The organism is Nocardia sp. NPDC051911 (assembly GCF_040681035.1).
GTDB classification, from domain to species: domain Bacteria; phylum Actinomycetota; class Actinomycetes; order Mycobacteriales; family Mycobacteriaceae; genus Nocardia; species Nocardia sichangensis.
In genome coordinates this window covers 130256-147087 of record NZ_JBFAXY010000007.1, presented here as the reverse complement: position 1 = coordinate 147087, position 16832 = coordinate 130256, and the positions used below count along the sequence as shown (strand labels likewise).

Genomic DNA, 16832 nt, shown 5'->3' with positions numbered 1-16832 from the left:
GGGGGAATGACCGTGACGACCGACGACTTCACAACCCTGACCCGAGTGCTCGACGAACGGTGGACCTGCAGGCAATTCCACTCGCAGCCCGTCGAGCGCGACACCATCCGCGCCCTGTTGCGGCTGGCCCAGCGAACGCCGTCGTGGTGCAACACCCAGCCATGGCAGGTCGTGGTGACGGAGGGCGCCGGAACGGATCGTTTCCGGAAGGAACTGGTCGAACACATCGCGACAGCCACGCCCGCGTCGGATTTCGAGTTTCCCGCGCAATACACCGGTGCGTACCGGGACCGCAGGCGCGAATGCGGAAAGCAACTGTACGACAGCGTCGGCATCGCCAAAGGCGATCACGAGAAGACGATGCGGCAGGCCGTACGGAATTTCGAACTCTTCGACGCGCCGCATGTGGCGATCGTGACCAGCGAAGCCGATCTGGGCGTCTACGGAGCGGTGGACTGCGGTCTGTACATCGGCAGTTTCCTGCTGGGCGCGCAGAGCCTCGGTCTCGGCGCGGCGCCGCAGGCGGCACTCGCCTCGTACTCCCCTTTCGTCCGGGAGTACTTCGGCATCCCGGAGCATCGCAAGGTCGTCGCCGGAATCTCCTTCGGATATCCGGACCTCGATCATCCCGTCAACGGCTTCCGCACCACCCGGGCCGACGCCGACGAAGTCGCCACCTGGTTCGCCGACTGACACCCGAGGGCGTCAGCGCGCGCTACCCGCGGTCGCCTCGGCGCCGGTGACGCCCAGCAAGCCCGGTCCCGGCTTCGGGGTGACATCGCGTGCGGTGAGTTCGGCTCCGCACGAATCGCATTCGAGCCGGACGTGGGCCTCGCCCGCGCACTCGTGATGGGCGTAACGCACCGGAGGCCCTTCCGGCGCCATGTAAGCATCGCCCCAATCACGGATGGCCAGCAGAATCGGGTAGATGTCGTGCCCCTTGGGGGTGAGGCGGTACTCCTCGTGCGCACCCACGGCGGCCTTCTGCTTGACGAGGATGCCGTGCTCGATCAGCCGGTCCAGCCGATCCTGCAACCTGCTGCGCGAGATGCCCAGTGCGCTCTGGAAGGCGTTGAACCGCCGGATCCCGGAGAAGCAGGACTTGAGGATCAGCAGCGTCCAGCGATCACCGAAGATCACGAGCGGGCGCGTGATCGAGCACGGCACGTCGGCCAGTTCTTCGTAGCGCACCTCCCGATGCTACCGACCACCGAGCCGCTCCCGCCCCGTGAGACTTCACGACCTCACCCGCTCGAACTGCGTGCGACACACCAAACAACCGACTCCACAGCGCCGCACGAGCCCGTCGGTGCGAAATCCGGAAAACGCGAAGCGGGCCCCGGGAATACCGGAGCCCGCTTCGGTGCGTAGATCAGAGCGGAATGTTCTTGTGGTGGCTGGCGCGGGCCGGGGCCGCGGCGAGCGCCGCCGCGATAATGCTGCGGGTCTTCGCCGGGTCGATGACCTGGTCGACGACACCGATGGCGATAGCGCGCTCCACGCCGCCCGCGATGCGCTCGTGTTCGGCGGTGAGCCGCTCGTGCAGCGCCTCGCGCTCCTCCTCCGGCGCGGCCGCGAGGGCCTTCTTGTGCAGGATGCCGACCGCGGCCTTGGCGCCCATGACGGCCACCTCCGAGCCCGGCCACGCGTAGACCGCCGTCGCGCCGAGCGAGCGGGCGTTCATCGCGATGTAGGCGCCACCGTAGATCTTCCGGGTGACCAGCGTGACCCGCGGAACGCGCGCCTCGGCGAACGCGTGCAGCAGCTTCGCGCCGCGCCGGACGACGCCTTCCCACTCCTGGCCGACGCCGGGCAGGTAACCCGGAACGTCGGTGACCACGATCAGCGGAATGCCGAACGCGTCGCACAGCCGCACGAAACGCGCCGCTTTCTCCGCGCTCTCGGAGTTCAGGCAGCCGCCGAGACGGATCGGGTTGTTCGCCAGCACACCGACGGTGCGCCCACCGAGACGGCCCAGACCGGTGACGATGCTGCGGGCGTACCCTCCCTGCAATTCCTCGAACGACGACTCGCCGTCGACGTTGTCGAGCAGCTCGTTGATGATCGGCTTCACGTCGTAGGCGCGCTTCGCCGACTCCGGCAGCATCGCCTTCAGGTCGACGTCGCCGTGCTCGGCCGCGACCAAGTCGAATTCGCCCTGCTCGGCGAACATCGACACCAAGCGGCGAGCGCGGTGCAGCGCGTCGGACTCGTCGGCGGCCACGATGTGGGTGACGCCGGACTTCTTGCCGTGCGTCTCCGGCCCGCCGAGGGTGGCCATGTCGACCTGCTCGCCGGTCACGCTGCGCACCACGTCCGGGCCGGTCACGAAGACGCGGCCTTCCGGAGCCATGATCACGATGTCGGTCAGCGCCGGGCCGTAGGCGGCGCCACCGGCCGCGAAGCCGAGCACCACGGAGATCTGCGGGACCAGGCCGGACGCGCGGACCATGGCCTCGAAGACCAGACCGACCGCGTGCAGCGCCTCGACGCCCTCGGCCAGGCGAGCGCCACCGGAGTGCCACAGGCCGACCACGGGGACACCGGAGTCGATGGCGGTGTCGATGGCGTCGACGATGTGCTTGCAGCCCTCCACGCCCATCGCGCCGCCCATGACGGTGGCGTCGGAGCAGTAGGCCACGGTGCGGACGCCGTCCACCTCGCCGATGGCGGCGAGCACGCCGGACTTGTCGCGCGGGTGTAGCGGAAGAATGGTGCCGGGATCGAAGAAACGCTGGAGCCGGCCGAGCGGATCGCGCGGGTCGGTCGTCGTCTCCTGATGCAACGCGGGAGCGATGATTGTCATCGCGTTGTCTCCTGACCTCGATAAGTGCGCCGCTGCCGCGGCTGCGTATGGCGAAACGCGGCGGGGCCGACCACGTCAGATGGCCGGCCCCGCCGGAATCGTTGTGCAGTCGATCGCGCGGCTATGCCCGACCGAAGGCGAGCGCTACGTTGTGCCCACCGAATCCGAAGGAATTGTTGATCGCGTACTCGATCTCCTGGCGTCGGGCTTCGCCCTTCACCACGTCGAGGTCGATCTCCGGGTCCTGGTTCTCCAGGTTCAGCGTCGGCGGAACGATGCCGTCGCGGATGGAGAGCACGGTCAGCACGGACTCCAGGGCGCCGACGGCGCCGATCGAGTGGCCGAGCGCCGACTTCGGCGCGTACACCGAGGCGTGGCTGCCCACGGCTTTGTTGATCGCGTTCGCCTCGGCGGTGTCACCGATCGGCGTCGCGGTCGCGTGCGCGTTGATGTGCGTGATGTCCTTCTTGGTCAGACCAGCGGACTGCATCGCCCTGGTCATCGCCCGCGCGGCGCCGTCACCCGTCGGGTCGGGGGCGACGAGGTGGAAGCCGTCGGAGGTGATGCCTGCGCCGAGCAGGCGGGCGTGGATGGTCGCGCCCCGAGCCTTCGCGTGCTCCTCGGTCTCGATGACCATCAGCGCGCCCGCCTCGCCGAAGACGAAGCCGTCGCGATCCTTGTCGAAGGGACGCGAGGCGCCCTTCGGGTCCTCGTTGCGGGTGCTCATGGCGCGCATCATGGTGAACGCCGCGATGGGCACCGCGTCGATGAAGCCCTCGACGCCACCGGTGACGACCATGTCCGCGTCACCCATGACGATCATCCGCCAGGCGTTGGCGATGGCCTCGGAGCCGGACGAGCACGCCGAGACCGGAGTGACCACTCCTGCCCTGGCCTTCAATTCGAGGCCGACAACGGCCGAGGGGCCGTTCGGCATGACCATCTGCACAGCCAACGGCGAAATCTTGCGGTAGCCGCCGTTCTTCAGCTTGTCCACGGAATCGATGAGGGCGTCGCCGCCTCCCAATCCCGTGCCGATGGCCACACCCAGCCGCTCCGGGTCGACTTCCGGGCTGCCCGCGTTCCGCCAGACCTCGCGACCGAGCACGGTCGCGAGCTGCTCGACGTAGGCCATGCGCCGACATTCGACCCGGGTCAGCAGGGTGTCCGGCCGGACCTTCAGGTGACCGCCGATGCGGACCGGAAGGTCGTATTCCTCGACGAAGGAATCCTCGAGAACGTCGATGCCGCTCTCGCCGTTGAGGAGTCCCTTCCACGTCGCATCGACGTCACCCGCGATCGACGTGGTCGCCGCAAGGCTGGTTACGACGACGTTGGGGAAGTTCCCGTTCAAGGTGGAAGGAGTGGTCACAGTTTCGGCCCTACTCGGCGTTGTCGAACTTGGCCTTGAGCTCGGCCGCCGCCTCAGCGTTCTCGGCCTCGAGCTTCTGGATGTAGTTGACGGCGTCGCCAACGGTCTTCAGGCTGGCCAGATCCTCGTCGGGGATCTTCACGCCGTACTTGTCCTCGGTCTGAACCGCGATCTCGACCATGGACAGCGAGTCGATGTCCAGGTCATCGACGAAGGACTTCTCGATCGTCACTTCGGAGGGCTCGATGCCGGTCACCTCTTCGATGATCTTGCCGAGTTCCTCGACGATTTGTTCCTGGGTCAGAGCGGCCACTTCGTGGCTCCCTTCTTGATACTTTGTAGGGCTCTACTGGTTTTTTTCGGATCGAGCGCGGTAATAGTTACCGCCTCTCGGTCACGACCTCGCATCATGTGATGCATGGTCGCGGAGGAAAGCTAGCCGGACACGGTCAGCTCAGCCAACGCGGGGAGGTCTTGCGGGGTCTTCAGGGCCAGCGTGGGCGTGCCCTTCAGCTCCCTCTTGGCAATGCCGACGAGGGTGCCCGCCGGCGGCAGTTCCGCCACCGCCGAAACGGCGGCCTGCCGGACGGTCTCGGTGCACAGATCCCAGCGAACAGGCCGGGTGACCTGCGCGGCGAGCTTGTCGATCGCGTCCTGTCCGGACACGACCGGCTTGCCGTCGAAGTTCGAGAGCAAGGTTCTGGTCGGCTCGTTCGGCGTGATCTTCGTTATGGCGTCGGTCACAGCATCCTGCGCGGGCGCCATGAACGCCGTGTGGAACGCGCCCGCGACGGGCAGCGCCCGAACCCTGGCCTTCTCCGGAGGGTTCGCGGCCAGCTCGGCGAGAGCGTCCAACCGACCCGCGGCCACGATCTGGCCCACCGCGTTGCGGTTGGCCGGGACGAGGTCGAGTTCGGTGAGCCGTTCGAGCACGGCGGCCTCATCGCCGCCGAGCACCGCGGACATACCGGTCGGTTCCAGTGCGCACGCCTTGGCCATCTCCGCGCCGCGGATCGCGGCCAACCGGACCGCGTCGTCGGCGGAGATGACTCCGGCGACCGCGGCGGCGGCGAGTTCACCGACCGAATGCCCGGCGACGATGGTAGCGGCGGGCAGCTCGTCCTGGGAGATCTCCGCGAACGCGAGTAGCGCGGCGGCGACCACCAACGGCTGGGTGACCGCGGTGTCGGTGATCTCCTCGGCCGTCGCGGTGGTGCCGAGACGGACCAGGTCCAGGCCGGAAGCCTTGGACCACAGCGTGAGGCGCTCGTTCGCGCCGGGAAGGTCGAGCCAAGGCGCGAGCATGCCGGGTGTCTGAGAGCCCTGTCCAGGGGCGAACAACGCGATCACGCCTCTAAGAAAACACTGTGAGGCGGGCCGCACGAGATGTCGACGCGGATGAAGCTTCGGAAGCGGTTTTGTGGGGGTTCCACAAAAGACCACGTGGGCTGTCCGAATCGACCGATTCCGCCGATGCGTTACAAGCCCTCGGGGCCCAACGCGATCGAAGTGCCTTCTGGGACAGGAGTTGACGATTCGTTACGGGTTCGTGTCAAACGACCCACTGTCGCGGCGATCCGGAGGACGTACGCGTCCCGTGGATTCATCGGATCCCGGCCGGTGATCTCGGCGATTCGCTTGAGGCGATACCGAACCGTATTTGGATGGACGTACAGCTGACGCGCACACGTCTCGACCGCTCCACCACAATCCAGATAGGCATCGAGCGTGTCCGCCAGCGACGACCCCGCCGCAGCCAACGGTAGGACAAGGTACTCGTTCAGCGCGTCGATCGCAGCTCGATCACCCAACAAAGCGCGCTCCGGCAGCAATTCCGCCGCGTGCACCGGTCGCGGCGCCCCCCGCCAACCCACCACGGCCTCCATCCCGGCCAGCGCTTCCACCGCGCTGGCGTGTGCCGCGCCCAGCGTGCGGGTGGTCGGACCGATCACCACCGGACCATCGGAGAACACCTCCGCGAGCAGGTCGGCCAGGAACGGTGAGATCTGAGCGGTCTCCCCCAGATGCCCGGAGACCACCATCACCAACCTGGTGCCCTGCACCACCGCGAGCGCGGCCCGCCCGTGCCGCGCCGCGATGGAATGCACCGCCCCCACCGACGAGACACCCTGCTCCCCGGGCGGCGTGCCCACCAGCACCGTCGCCGGTGCGGTGGCGTCCCAGTTCAGCGTCGCGGCCCGGGAGAGCATGTCCGGGCCGGTGTCGCCGCGCACCACGGCGTCGACGACGAGCGCCTCCAACCGGGTGTCCCACGCGCCGCGCGACTCGGCGGCGCTGGCGTACACCGAGGCGGCTGCGAAGCCGAGCTCACGCCCGTAACGCAGCACCGCCTCGGTCAGCGCCACCAGCTGCCGGTCGTTGCGCGCGAGCGCGGGCAGCCACTGCTCGAAGAACTCCATGGCGACACGCACCATGTCCACGGTCTGGCGCAGCGTCAACCGCCGCGCCAGATCCTGCGGGATCACCTGGAAGGCGTCCAGGCTGAAACGGATGTCGCTGTCCGGGTCCTGGAGCCATTCCAGGAAGTTCACCACCGCGGTCTGCACCAGCATCTGCACGCCCGCCCGCTGCGCGGCGTCCAGATCGGCGAAGAACGGCAACCGATCCTGCATCGACCCCACCGCCTCCGTGGAGAGGCGGCCGGAGAACTGCTTCACGCGTTTGAGCAGCGTGTCCGGAAGGGGGTCGCGGGTCTGCCGGTTCGGGGAGAGCGCGCCCGTCGGCAGATACACCTCGTGCTCGGAAGAGCCCTCGGAGATCCGTCGCGGCCGCGGCGGTTTACGGTCCACCATCCAATATTCCGCTATGCGAGGTCTTCGTCCGAACTCACCGCCGCCTTCGGCGCGGCGTCCACGTCGGCGATGCCGTATTTCGCCGCCGCCTCCGCGGCCTTGGCCGGGTCGAGCTTGCCGATCCGGCCGAGTCCGGCTAGCGCGGCGACCACGATGGACTGCGCGTCGACGTTGAACACCCGCCGCGCGGCCGGGCGGGTGTCGGAGAAGCCGAAACCGTCCGTGCCGAGCGTGGTGAAGTCGCCGGGTACCCACTTGCGGACCTGGTCGGGCACCGCGCGCATCCAGTCGGTCGCGGCCACGTACGGGCCGTCGACCCGCGACAGCGCCTCGGTGACGTACGGAACCCCGGGCTCGGCGCCCGGGTCGCGCAGCGCGGCGATCTCCTTGTCGAGCGCCTCCTTACGGAGTTCGCCCCACGAGGTGACCGACCACACGTCCGCCTGCACGCCCCACTCCTGCGCGAGCAGCGCCTGCGCGCGCAGGCCGTCCGGAACGGTGACGCCGGAGACCAGGATCTGGGCGCGCACCGCGCCCTCACCCCCGCGCTTGTACAGGTAGATGCCCTTGAGCAGCCCCGCGACGTCGAGGTCCTCCGGCTCGGCAGGCTGCGGGTACGGCTCGTTGTAGAGGGTGATGTAGTAGAAGACGTCCTCACCGCCGAACTCGGTGGGGCTGCCGTGCGGATGGGTGCCGGGCAGCGGCGCGGAGCCCTGCGGCGGGGTGCCGCCGCCGTACATGCGGCGCAGGCCGTCGCGCACGATGTGGGCGATCTCGAACGCGAACGCCGGGTCGTAGGTCACCACGGCCGGGTTGGTCGAGGCCAGCAGCAGCGAGTGCCCGTCGTTGTGCTGGAGGCCCTCACCGGTCAGCGTGGTGCGTCCTGCGGTCGCGCCGAGCACGAACCCGCGCGCGAGCTGGTCGGCGGCCGCCCACAGTCCGTCGCCGGTGCGCTGGAAGCCGAACATCGAGTAGAAGATGTACAGCGGGATCATCGGCTCGCCGTGCGTGGCGTACGAGGTGCCCGCCGCGGTGAACGACGCCGTCGACCCCGCCTCGTTGATGCCCTCGTGCAGGATCTGCCCGACGGTGCTCTCTTTGTAGGCAAGCATCAATTCCGCGTCGACGGATGTGTACAACTGCCCATTGCGGTTGTAGATCTTCAACGAAGGGAACCACGAGTCCATACCGAAGGTGCGGGCCTCGTCGGGGATGATCGGGACGATCCGCTTGCCGATCTCCTTGTCCCGCAGCAGCTCCTTCATCAGCCGCACCAGGGCCATCGTGGTGGCGACGTTCTGCTTGCCCGAACCCTTGCGGACCGAGCGGTAGGCCTCGTCGCCGGGCAGCTTCAGCGGCTTGGCCGCGGCGCGCCGCTCGGGCAGGAACCCGCCGAGCGCCTTGCGCCGGTCGAGCATGTACTGGACCTCGCGGGCCTCCATACCGGGGTGGTAGTACGGCGGCAGGTACGGATCCTTCTCCAACTCGGCGTCGCTGATCGGGATCCGCTGCAGGTCGCGGAAGTCCTTGAGATCCTGCAGGGTCAGCTTCTTCATCTGGTGCGTGGCGTTGCGGCCCTCGAAGTGCTTGCCGAGGGTGTAGCCCTTGATGGTCTTGGCCAGGATCACCGTCGGCTGGCCCTTGTGCGCCATCGCCGCCGCGTAGGCGGCGTACACCTTGCGGTAGTCGTGGCCGCCGCGCTTGAGGTTCCAGATCTCCTGGTCGGACAAGTCCTGCACCAGCGCCTTGGTGCGCGGGTCACGCCCGAAGAAGTGGTCGCGGACGTACGCGCCGTCGTTGGCCTTGTAGGTCTGGTAGTCACCGTCGGGGGTGCTGTTCATCAGGTTCACCAGCGCACCGTCGCGGTCGGCGCCGAGCAGCGCGTCCCACTCCCGGCCCCAGATCACCTTGATGACGTTCCAGCCCGCGCCGCGGAAGAACGACTCCAGCTCCTGGATGATCTTGCCGTTGCCGCGCACCGGGCCGTCCAGGCGCTGCAGATTGCAGTTGACCACGAAGGTCAGGTTGTCCAGACCCTCCATGGCAGCGACGTGCGCGAGACCGCGCGACTCCGGCTCGTCCATCTCGCCGTCGCCGAGGAACGCCCACACGTGCTGATCGGAGGTGTCCTTGATACCGCGATCGTGCAGGTAGTGATTGAAGCGCGCCTGGTAGATGGCGTTCATCGGGCCCAGGCCCATGGACACCGTGGGGAACTCCCAGAAGTTGTTCAGCAGGCGCGGGTGCGGGTAGGACGGCAGCCCGTGGCCGGGGCCGCCGTTGCTGTACTCCTGACGGAACCCGTCGAGCTGATCGGTCGACAGCCTGCCCTCGAGGAACGCGCGGGCGTAGATGCCCGGCGAGGCGTGGCCCTGGATGAAGATCGAGTCGCCGCCGCCCTGATGGTCCTTGCCGCGGAAGAAGTGGTTGAAGCCGACTTCGTAGAGCGCCGCCGAGGACGCGTAGGTCGAGATGTGGCCGCCGACGCCGATGCCGGGGCGCTGGGCGCGATGCACCATGATCGCGGCGTTCCAGCGGATCCACGCGCGGAAGCGGCGCTCCACCTCCTCGTCGCCGGGGAACCACGGCTCGTTCTCGGTGGGAATGGTGTTGACGTAGTCGGTGGAGGTCAAGGACGGGATGGCGACCCGACGTTCACCGGCCCGCTCCAACAGACGGAGCATGAGGTAACGCGCACGGCCGGGACCCTCCCGGTCGAGCATCTCATCGAACGACTCGAGCCATTCGCTGGTTTCCTCCGGGTCGATGTCCGGTAGGTAGGACGCCACCCCTTCGCGGATCACCCGCACCCGTCCGGCCGGCTGCGGCGCGTGCGACCCGTTCGGATCGCGGCTCGCGGCGGGCGCGGGAGCGGAGCTGGTACCAGCGGATTTCGCCGGTGCGGAAGAGTGGATCAGGTCGGTCAAATCTGCTCCTCGTACAGGGGTGGACATGCTGATGGCGTCGGTATCCCCGGGCGGGTTCGCTGGTTGGCGGACCCCCCGTTCACGAAAGGTTCGGGCGCACCATCCATCCTTGCCGATGACGCGTCCCAAATCATCATGTCAGCCGGAAATCCAGTACCGTTCGACAGGCAAGGTGAGCATGTCGAGCGTGGCAGCCCTGAGGAGCGGGAGGACGATGAAGCTGCTGAACCCACGCGGGTTCGGAATGGTGTGCGCCACCGGCGCGGTCGCCGTCGGATTGGTCGTCGCGGGGTGCGCCAACCGCGTGGAAGGCGTGGCGGGTCCGAACGCGAGCGATCTGGCGGCATACAAGACCGAGGCAGCGTCCTCGTCGGCGGCGGCGACCTCATCCAGGCGCGCCGCCGCGCAGGCCAAGGCCATCTCCGACAACTGCGGTCAGTTCCCCACCATCACCGGAGCGGGCGTCAGCAAGTACAACGATTTCGTCGACGCGCACGATGCGAACGCACCGGACTACGTCGCCAAGCGCGACTCGGCGGCGCAGACTCTCGAGGACGCCGCGAACAAGGTGGAAAGCGGCGTGAACTCCGCCAAGGAGTCGCTACCCGCGGACCTGGTGCCGCTGTTCACCGAATACGTGAACGCCGCCCGCGCGCTGGCCGCCGAGACGCGCAAGATGACCTACACCGCCCCGGTCGCGGCGCTCAACGACGCCAGCAAGCGCGTCAACGACGCGCGCAACGCCGTCCGCGACTCGTGTCCGAAGCGCTGAGAAAGCCCTTGACACACCATCGCAACGCGACATTCGGTAGCTATTTCGCCGGATCGGCTTGCGCTGAAGCCCATAACCATGTTCGCTTGCAACTACCTACTGTCGGGAGTTGAGGAGGACGCCACCGTGGTCGCCGCGGCGGACGCGCAGAACTACGCTCAGAAGCTTGGCATCTCACACGGCTTGGTTGTCCAGGAATTGGGCTGGGACGAGGACGTCGACGACGACCTGAGGGCCGATGTCGAGGAAGCGATCGGCGGTGAACTCGTCGACGAGGACTCCGACGAGGTGATCGACGTCGTGCTGCTGTGGTGGCGGGATGGGGACGGTGATCTGGTCGACGCCCTGATGGACGCCATCGCCCCGCTCGCCGACGACGGTTTCGTCTGGGTACTCACCCCCAAGACTGGACAACCCGGCCATGTCGAGCCGAGCGAAATCGCCGAATCCGCACCGACCGCAGGTCTGACCCAGACCTCGGCGATCAGCCTCGGCTCGTGGACCGGAAGCAGACTCGTGCAGCCCAAGGCGCCCTCGAAGCAGCGTTGAGCCACCGCGCTATGGTTTCCACCAGGGTGGTGTCGCACGCCCACCCGGTGGAGACCCGACACGATGGAGGATTCGCTATGCCGCTAGAGGTTGGCACTGTCGCGCCGGATTTCACGCTGAAGGACCAGAACAACCAGGAAGTCACCCTGTCGGCTTACCGGGGCAAGAAGAACGTCCTGATCGTGTTCTACCCGCTCGCCTTCACCGGCATCTGCCAGGGTGAGCTGTGCAAGGTGCGCGACGAGCTGCCCAAGTTCCAGAACGACAACGCGGAAATCCTCGCGATCTCGGTCGGCCCGCCGCCAACGCACAAGATCTGGGCCGCCGAGCAGGGCTACATCTTCCCCCTGCTGTCGGACTTCTGGCCGCACGGCGCGGTGGCCCAGGCCTACGGCGTCTTCAACGAGAAATCGGGCTACCCGAACCGAGGCACCTTCGTCGTCGACCGCGAGGGCTACATCCGCTTCGCCGAGATGAACGGCCCCGGAGAACCCCGTGACCAGGCGGCTTGGGAGAAAGCGCTCGCCGCGCTAGATTCATAAGCCGCCGGTAACGGCACGGGCGTATAGCTCAGCGGTAGAGCTCTGGTTTTACACACCAGCGGTCGGGGGTTCGATCCCCTCTGCGCCCACAGATCGAATGCCAGGTAGAAGCCGCAAACTACGTTTGGCGCGTTTGCCCCACTCGCACTATGTGGGGCACCGGCCAGATCTACATCGGACTACATCTGCGGCCGGGTAACCCGCGCGGCAAAGCCCCCGAAGTATGCGCCTATGCGCGCACCGAATGTCGCTCGGAAGCAGCGTTGACGGGCCTAGCGTTCTTGCCGATGCGGTGCCGTCGGCGAGTGTCCCGACTGCTGTAGTGAGACAAACACTTCAGAGGGATGACGAATGAGCACGGGGGGCACGCCGATTCCGCCAGACCCGCCCGCCCCGCCGGAGAACGATCCGCCCGCACCGGGTCAGTCTTCGCGGTGGGGCAGGGTGTTCCATTGGTCGGGCTGGACGAAAGTAGCGGCCATGGCAACGACAGTGGCGACGCTCGGCGCGACGAACAACCAGTACTCCTTATCGCAGCAGACGGCGGTCACCGATCGCTTTCGGCTGGCGGCTGAACAACTCGCCTCCGACAAGATTGACGTACGGCTCTCGGGTGTCTATCTGCTCGCGCGGCTCGGACCGCGCCACCATCACGGCAGCCACAGCGGGTGCGGCATGACCGCAGCAACCACGTACGCTACCCAGGCCTGAACACCCTCATGGGAAGCGAGCACCACACCGTGTCGATCACCGCCGACAGAACCGCCCTCACCGACCCCGCCCGGCTAGCTGCGGTACGCCGTTACGAGATCCTCGACGCTCCGACCGACGGCCAGTTCGACACCATCGCGGCGACCGCCGCAGCGGTGTGCGGCACCCCGATCGCCACGGTCAGCATCGTCGACGCCGATCGGGTCTGGTTCGCCGCGGTCAAGGGACTGGATGGTGTCGCGCAGGTCGGCACGGAACCGGGACTGTGCGCGTCGGCGTTCTGCGCCGAGGGCCCGTACGTGGTCAACGACGCGGTCACCGATCCGCGCACCCTCGATCATCCGTTGGTACGTGGTGAGCTGGGGCTGCGGTTCTACGCCGCCGCCCCGATCGTCACCGCCGACGGGCACCACCTCGGCACCGTTACCGCAATCGACGCCATGCCTCGGGAGTTGAGCGAGGTGCAGGCGACCGTGCTCGGCTATCTCGCCGACCAGGTCGCGCAGCACCTGGAGCTGCGCCTGGCCACCATCAAGGCGGTACGCGCCGAACGCCAGTTGCGCGACGATGCCGAGCAACGCGCCGCTGCCGCCGCCGAACTCGCCGCCCAGATACGAGCCGCGGCCGCCGTACAGGCCACCACGCCGCACCCTGAGCACTGCCAGCTCGGCGGCACCGCCGGCTGCACCGCGCCGGCCGAGCTGAAGATCGCCGATTCGTGGGGCGACTCGGCCTGGGGCTGCACCACCCACGTCGAAGAGGCCATCATCAACGTCCGTTCGGTGTTCATCGCCAACGAGGAACTCGGTGGCCTGGCCGCCTACCTCAACCGCTGACCGTCACCACGAACCAACCTCCCGGCCCCGTGCGGCACCGGCAGCCCGGGTGACCGCCCGCCACGCGCGCACCCGCAGCTACCGGCCCCGTGGTCCACTGGTTGTTTCCCCTGGGCGTCACTGCCTTGGGCGGCATGCGCACGACGATGCGGCGGGCCATGCACGACACGACCGACGAGCTCCCGCCACCACGCGTGATCGAGTCACGCAGCGCCGATGACCCGCAGAACCCCACGATCGTGGAGTACCGGCTGGCCGAAGGCACCCTGCCACTGCTCGCCGCGGCGCTCGAACGCATCGACGGCAAAAGGTAGAGCTGACGCCCTACGCCTCCGACGCGGGATCCGCCGCTACGAGCGTCGCGGTGCGGACGCTGAACGGGTAGCGGCCGGGCGCCTCGAGCACGGCCTGCACGATCGCCGACCAGTACGCGACGTGATCGAAAGTGTGTTCGACAACCCGCGCGTGGTGTACCGGCTCAGTGACGGCCGGATCGTCGAGCCCGGCCGCCTCTACCGGCTGCGCAACGGAAAGTGGGCCGAGCCGTGGCCTCGCAGCTGCCCGCATCGCGGGCATCAGTTCGGCCCGAGACAGATGCTCGTCGGGTCGTTGGCCAGCTTCAGGCTGGCGGTCTGCACCGCCTCCACTGGTGCATCCGGTGTGGTCACGTCGTCTACACACCGCCCGTCGGTGCGGACTGCGAGCACCCGACGACGCGGTCGAGCTGATCGGATCAGCTGGCGAGATCCAGGAGGTGGACGGGCGGGTCCTCGTCTTCGGCGGCGCCGCAATAGCAGGTTCCGGCGCAGTCGGTGCACGTCGAGCACCCCAGGCACCCACGTGGGGTCCAGTTGAACGGAAACTGGCGTTAGCTGGGCTGGCGCCCGGAACACCTTGCTGTGGAGAATCATTCGTGTTGATTGCCATCCCCGACTGACCACCTCGTTGCCGATCATGGGACAACTGTCGCGAGCCCAGAAGTAGAACCCGGTTCCCGCGCTGCTCACTGACCGACAGGCACTGCCCGGACGCGCGGAACGCGGCTACGGGAGTGCGTTGGTGCGTCCTCGATGACGATCTACTCGAGAACCCGGACGAGTAGCGCTGCGAGATGGTCCCTCTCGGTAGTCGACAAGGCGTTGAGAAGATCGCGTTGAACGCCCGAGAGTGTCGCGTCCAGTTCCGTCAGTCGTTGTCGGCCAGAGCGCGTCAAGGCGATCAGATTGCGGCGTCGATCGTTGGGGTCCGAGGTGCGCGCGACGTGCCCCTGCTCTATCAATTCCTTGAGCATGGTGTGCATATCGCTCTGGTCGATTCCGCACCGTTGGCCGATCCGCGCCTGACTGTCGGGGCCGAATTCGTCCAGCGTGGCGAGGATCGCGAAGTGATATGCACGGCCGCCGGATGCGGCCATCGCTTCGCCGATGAGCCGATGCGCCCGCACGGCCGCCTTGCTGATCAGCCAGGTCGGTTTGCTGCGCAGGCGCGTGGGCGTTTCCTCCAGCTCCATGCACGAAAGTCTAGTCAAACTCTTGGTCCGACCCATGAATATGGTTATCCTTGGGACGTCCAAGCTTGGTTGATCCAAGAGATTTGAAGGTGGAGCGATGTCACTCACTTCGGAACAAGCGCGAGCGGTCAGCGCCTGCGTACGCGAGCATGCCGCAGGGCTCGGTGCCCGAATCACGGTCGCCATCGTTGACGGCGGTGGACACGTGCTGGTTGTCGATCGGATGGACGGCGCGCCGCCGTTGTCGGCTCGAATCGCCCCAGCGAAAGCATCCAGTGTTGCGCTGTTCCACCGCGACGGCGGTGAGTTGGTGCGATTGCAGCAGGCATGGCCCGCACTGTTCGCACAGCTGGATCAGGTTGCGGGCACACCCATCATCGCGGGTGCAGGTTCTCGACTGATCCGACGTGGCGATGTCGTGGTCGGTGCGATTGCGGTCAGTGGGAGCGCACCTGAACAAGACGACGTCTGCGCTGAGATTGGGCTGGTTTCGGTCCGGTCGGCCGTGTCGGACTGAGTCTCATTCGGGCGTTCGCCCACTTCTGCCAGCAGTCGTGGTCGAACCGCCTCTACACCCCACTGCGGCCGAGCTCGGGAGCGACTTCGCGGGCGGCGCGGTGGCCGGATTCGGCGGCTCCGTCCATGTAGCCGGCCCACCGGGTAGCGGTTTCGGTGCCTGCCCAATGCAGCGGGCCGATGGGTGTGCGCAGGGCCGGACCGAAGCGGGTGAGGGTGCCGGGCGTGGTGAACGCGCCGTAGCAGCCGCGGCTGAATTCCTCTTCGGCCCAGTCACGTTCGATGTAGGCGATGGGGTTGCGGGCCCGTGGCCCGAAGTAGCCTGCGAGATCGTCGATCACCTGTGCACGACGATCGGTGAGGTCGAGGCGCGCGCCTCTGTCGGCGTGCCGTCCCTCGAGGAAGCCGACGAGCACGCCGGGTGAACCGTCGAGCGGGGTGTTGTCGAAGACGGTGCCCAGGGGCCGATGGTCGCTGTTGGCTTGGCCGCTCAGACCCGCTTCGCGCCAGAAGGGCTCGTCGTAGGCGACATTGACTTTGATGACCCGGCCCATCGGCATGCGCTGCACGAGTTGGTCACGATCGCCGGGCAGGCCGGGGGTGAAGCGGATGCGCGCCGCCAGTGGCGGCGGAACCGCGATCACGGCTCGACGAGCGCGAACGGTCGTGCCGCCCGCGACGACCCGGACACCCGAGACGTCCCACTCGACATCGGTCACCACGCTTTCCAGGAGGACACGGTCACCGAGTTCCTGGGCCAGCGCCAACGCGATGGTCTGCGAACCGCCGACAACGCGGTCCTGCTGCGCACCGCCCGCGGTATTGATCAACGCGTCCAGCCCACCGGCGGCGCCGACGTAGTAGGCGGCCCACAGTGCCGACATATCCTCCGGCTCCGCGGAGAACACCGCCTCGGTGATCAGCTGCAAGAACGACCGACCCGCGGAGGTGTGGGCGGTCCGCCGCAGCCAGGTGGCGAAGGTTTGCGCGTCCAGCACCCCAGCCCGGTCGGCGAGCCACGGCTCCGCCGCCGCGACCCGGCGCGCCACCCGGTCGAGCCTCCACTGGATCTGCGCTACATCGGCCAGTGCCAGCGGGTTCAGCTTGGGAATCCGGCCGGTGTATACCGAGCGGGCCGTGCCGAGTTCGGCGATATGACGGCCCGCGGTGTACGTGGGGAAGGTCTTCAGGCCGAGGTCATCGATCAGCGCGAGCACGTGCTGCTGGCCGGGCCCGACCCATTGACCACCCACCTCGATGGGCGCACCACCGGGGAGTTCATCGTTCAGCAGCCGGCCGCCGACCCGGTCGCGCGCCTCCAGCACGAGCACCTCCACACCACTTCGCGCCAGGTCGCGGGCGGCTACCAGACCCGCTATCCCGGCTCCGACAACGACGACGCCCACTGATTCGCCCATTACGACCCACCTTCATACAGTACGCATCTCACATACATACTGTATGTGATATCCATACCG

At 67.5% G+C, this 16832-nt stretch carries 18 protein-coding genes and 1 tRNA gene; 9 read left to right on the top strand and 10 right to left on the bottom strand.

The features are described 5' to 3' along the window. Window positions 1-6 precede the first annotated feature (6 nt). Window positions 7-693: a nitroreductase gene (locus AB0L97_RS11195; protein WP_364427685.1), complete on the top strand. Its 687-nt coding sequence runs from the start codon at window positions 7-9 to the stop codon at window positions 691-693. Between the two features lie 12 nt (window positions 694-705). On the opposite strand, the gene AB0L97_RS11190 is transcribed toward AB0L97_RS11195, so the two are convergent. The 7 genes from AB0L97_RS11190 to aceE all read right to left on the bottom strand — a co-directional run bounded on the left by AB0L97_RS11190 (window position 706) and on the right by aceE (window position 9795). Next, window positions 706-1191, bottom strand: a complete 486-nt coding sequence (locus tag AB0L97_RS11190) for a helix-turn-helix domain-containing protein (RefSeq protein ID WP_364427682.1) — start codon at window positions 1189-1191, stop codon at window positions 706-708. Window positions 1192-1372: 181 nt separating this feature from the next. Next, the gene (locus tag AB0L97_RS11185; protein WP_355072748.1) at window positions 1373-2806 is read right to left on the bottom strand and encodes a carboxyl transferase domain-containing protein; all 1434 of its coding nucleotides are present in this window, start codon (window positions 2804-2806) and stop codon (window positions 1373-1375) included. 121 nt (window positions 2807-2927) lie between these two features. Beyond that, window positions 2928-4178: a KasA/KasB family beta-ketoacyl-ACP synthase gene (locus AB0L97_RS11180; protein WP_355072747.1), complete on the bottom strand. Its 1251-nt coding sequence runs from the start codon at window positions 4176-4178 to the stop codon at window positions 2928-2930. A gap of 10 nt (window positions 4179-4188) precedes the next feature. Beyond that, window positions 4189-4491: a meromycolate extension acyl carrier protein AcpM gene (gene acpM / locus AB0L97_RS11175; RefSeq protein WP_039796877.1), complete on the bottom strand. Its 303-nt coding sequence runs from the start codon at window positions 4489-4491 to the stop codon at window positions 4189-4191. Window positions 4492-4613: 122 nt separating this feature from the next. Next, complete coding sequence (locus tag AB0L97_RS11170; protein WP_364427675.1) at window positions 4614-5528, bottom strand: ACP S-malonyltransferase; 915 nt, start codon at window positions 5526-5528, stop codon at window positions 4614-4616. A gap of 128 nt (window positions 5529-5656) precedes the next feature. Next, window positions 5657-6991, bottom strand: coding sequence for a helix-turn-helix domain-containing protein (locus AB0L97_RS11165; protein ID WP_364427672.1), 1335 nt, complete (start codon window positions 6989-6991; stop codon window positions 5657-5659). An 11-nt stretch (window positions 6992-7002) separates the two neighbouring features. Further along, entirely contained in the window at window positions 7003-9795 is a 2793-nt protein-coding gene (gene aceE / locus AB0L97_RS11160) for a pyruvate dehydrogenase (acetyl-transferring), homodimeric type (RefSeq protein WP_355072986.1), read from the bottom strand. Window positions 9796-10132: 337 nt separating this feature from the next. Between aceE and AB0L97_RS11155 the strand changes: the two genes are divergently transcribed. From AB0L97_RS11155 to AB0L97_RS11125, 7 genes are all read left to right on the top strand, one after another. Then, entirely contained in the window at window positions 10133-10690 is a 558-nt protein-coding gene (locus AB0L97_RS11155; protein WP_364427669.1) for a hypothetical protein, read from the top strand. Between the two features lie 126 nt (window positions 10691-10816). Then, the gene (locus tag AB0L97_RS11150) at window positions 10817-11239 is read left to right on the top strand and encodes a DUF3052 domain-containing protein (RefSeq protein ID WP_355072984.1); all 423 of its coding nucleotides are present in this window, start codon (window positions 10817-10819) and stop codon (window positions 11237-11239) included. A 77-nt stretch (window positions 11240-11316) separates the two neighbouring features. Continuing rightward, entirely contained in the window at window positions 11317-11781 is a 465-nt protein-coding gene (locus AB0L97_RS11145) for a peroxiredoxin (protein ID WP_355072739.1), read from the top strand. Between the two features lie 17 nt (window positions 11782-11798). Then, window positions 11799-11870 (top strand) — tRNA-Val (locus tag AB0L97_RS11140). 391 nt (window positions 11871-12261) lie between these two features. After that, the gene (locus tag AB0L97_RS11135; protein ID WP_364427665.1) at window positions 12262-12492 is read left to right on the top strand and encodes a hypothetical protein; all 231 of its coding nucleotides are present in this window, start codon (window positions 12262-12264) and stop codon (window positions 12490-12492) included. 8 nt (window positions 12493-12500) lie between these two features. Beyond that, window positions 12501-13328, top strand: coding sequence for a GAF domain-containing protein (locus tag AB0L97_RS11130; RefSeq protein ID WP_364427662.1), 828 nt, complete (start codon window positions 12501-12503; stop codon window positions 13326-13328). A gap of 158 nt (window positions 13329-13486) precedes the next feature. Further along, entirely contained in the window at window positions 13487-13642 is a 156-nt protein-coding gene (locus AB0L97_RS11125) for a hypothetical protein (protein WP_364427659.1), read from the top strand. Window positions 13643-13652: 10 nt separating this feature from the next. Here AB0L97_RS11125 and AB0L97_RS11120 read toward each other — a convergent pair whose 3' ends face one another. Both AB0L97_RS11120 and AB0L97_RS11115 read right to left on the bottom strand, forming a co-directional pair. Further along, window positions 13653-13895: a hypothetical protein gene (locus AB0L97_RS11120; protein WP_364427656.1), complete on the bottom strand. Its 243-nt coding sequence runs from the start codon at window positions 13893-13895 to the stop codon at window positions 13653-13655. A gap of 511 nt (window positions 13896-14406) precedes the next feature. Further along, the gene (locus tag AB0L97_RS11115; protein WP_364427653.1) at window positions 14407-14838 is read right to left on the bottom strand and encodes a MarR family transcriptional regulator; all 432 of its coding nucleotides are present in this window, start codon (window positions 14836-14838) and stop codon (window positions 14407-14409) included. A 97-nt stretch (window positions 14839-14935) separates the two neighbouring features. On the opposite strand from AB0L97_RS11115, the gene AB0L97_RS11110 reads away from it, so the two are divergent. Then, window positions 14936-15355: a heme-binding protein gene (locus tag AB0L97_RS11110; RefSeq protein ID WP_364427650.1), complete on the top strand. Its 420-nt coding sequence runs from the start codon at window positions 14936-14938 to the stop codon at window positions 15353-15355. A 52-nt stretch (window positions 15356-15407) separates the two neighbouring features. On the opposite strand, the gene AB0L97_RS11105 is transcribed toward AB0L97_RS11110, so the two are convergent. Then, window positions 15408-16772, bottom strand: a complete 1365-nt coding sequence (locus AB0L97_RS11105) for an FAD-dependent oxidoreductase (protein ID WP_364427647.1) — start codon at window positions 16770-16772, stop codon at window positions 15408-15410. Window positions 16773-16832: the final 60 nt, after the last annotated feature.

Excerpts from the sequence above, each read along its gene's own strand:
- AB0L97_RS11195 (WP_364427685.1), top strand. The coding sequence starts at position 7 with ATGACCGTGACGACCGACGACTTCACAACCCTGACCCGAGTGCTCGAC.
- AB0L97_RS11185 (WP_355072748.1), bottom strand. The coding sequence starts at position 2,806 with ATGACAATCATCGCTCCCGCGTTGCATCAGGAGACGACGACCGACCCG.
- AB0L97_RS11165 (WP_364427672.1), bottom strand. The coding sequence starts at position 6,991 with ATGGTGGACCGTAAACCGCCGCGGCCGCGACGGATCTCCGAGGGCTCT.
- AB0L97_RS11155 (WP_364427669.1), top strand. The coding sequence starts at position 10,133 with ATGAAGCTGCTGAACCCACGCGGGTTCGGAATGGTGTGCGCCACCGGC.
- AB0L97_RS11145 (WP_355072739.1), top strand. The coding sequence starts at position 11,317 with ATGCCGCTAGAGGTTGGCACTGTCGCGCCGGATTTCACGCTGAAGGAC.
- AB0L97_RS11135 (WP_364427665.1), top strand. The coding sequence starts at position 12,262 with ATGGCAACGACAGTGGCGACGCTCGGCGCGACGAACAACCAGTACTCC.
- AB0L97_RS11130 (WP_364427662.1), top strand. The coding sequence starts at position 12,501 with ATGGGAAGCGAGCACCACACCGTGTCGATCACCGCCGACAGAACCGCC.
- AB0L97_RS11125 (WP_364427659.1), top strand. The coding sequence starts at position 13,487 with ATGCACGACACGACCGACGAGCTCCCGCCACCACGCGTGATCGAGTCA.
- AB0L97_RS11120 (WP_364427656.1), bottom strand. The coding sequence starts at position 13,895 with ATGCGGGCAGCTGCGAGGCCACGGCTCGGCCCACTTTCCGTTGCGCAG.
- AB0L97_RS11115 (WP_364427653.1), bottom strand. The coding sequence starts at position 14,838 with ATGGAGCTGGAGGAAACGCCCACGCGCCTGCGCAGCAAACCGACCTGG.
- AB0L97_RS11110 (WP_364427650.1), top strand. The coding sequence starts at position 14,936 with ATGTCACTCACTTCGGAACAAGCGCGAGCGGTCAGCGCCTGCGTACGC.
- AB0L97_RS11105 (WP_364427647.1), bottom strand. The coding sequence starts at position 16,772 with ATGGGCGAATCAGTGGGCGTCGTCGTTGTCGGAGCCGGGATAGCGGGT.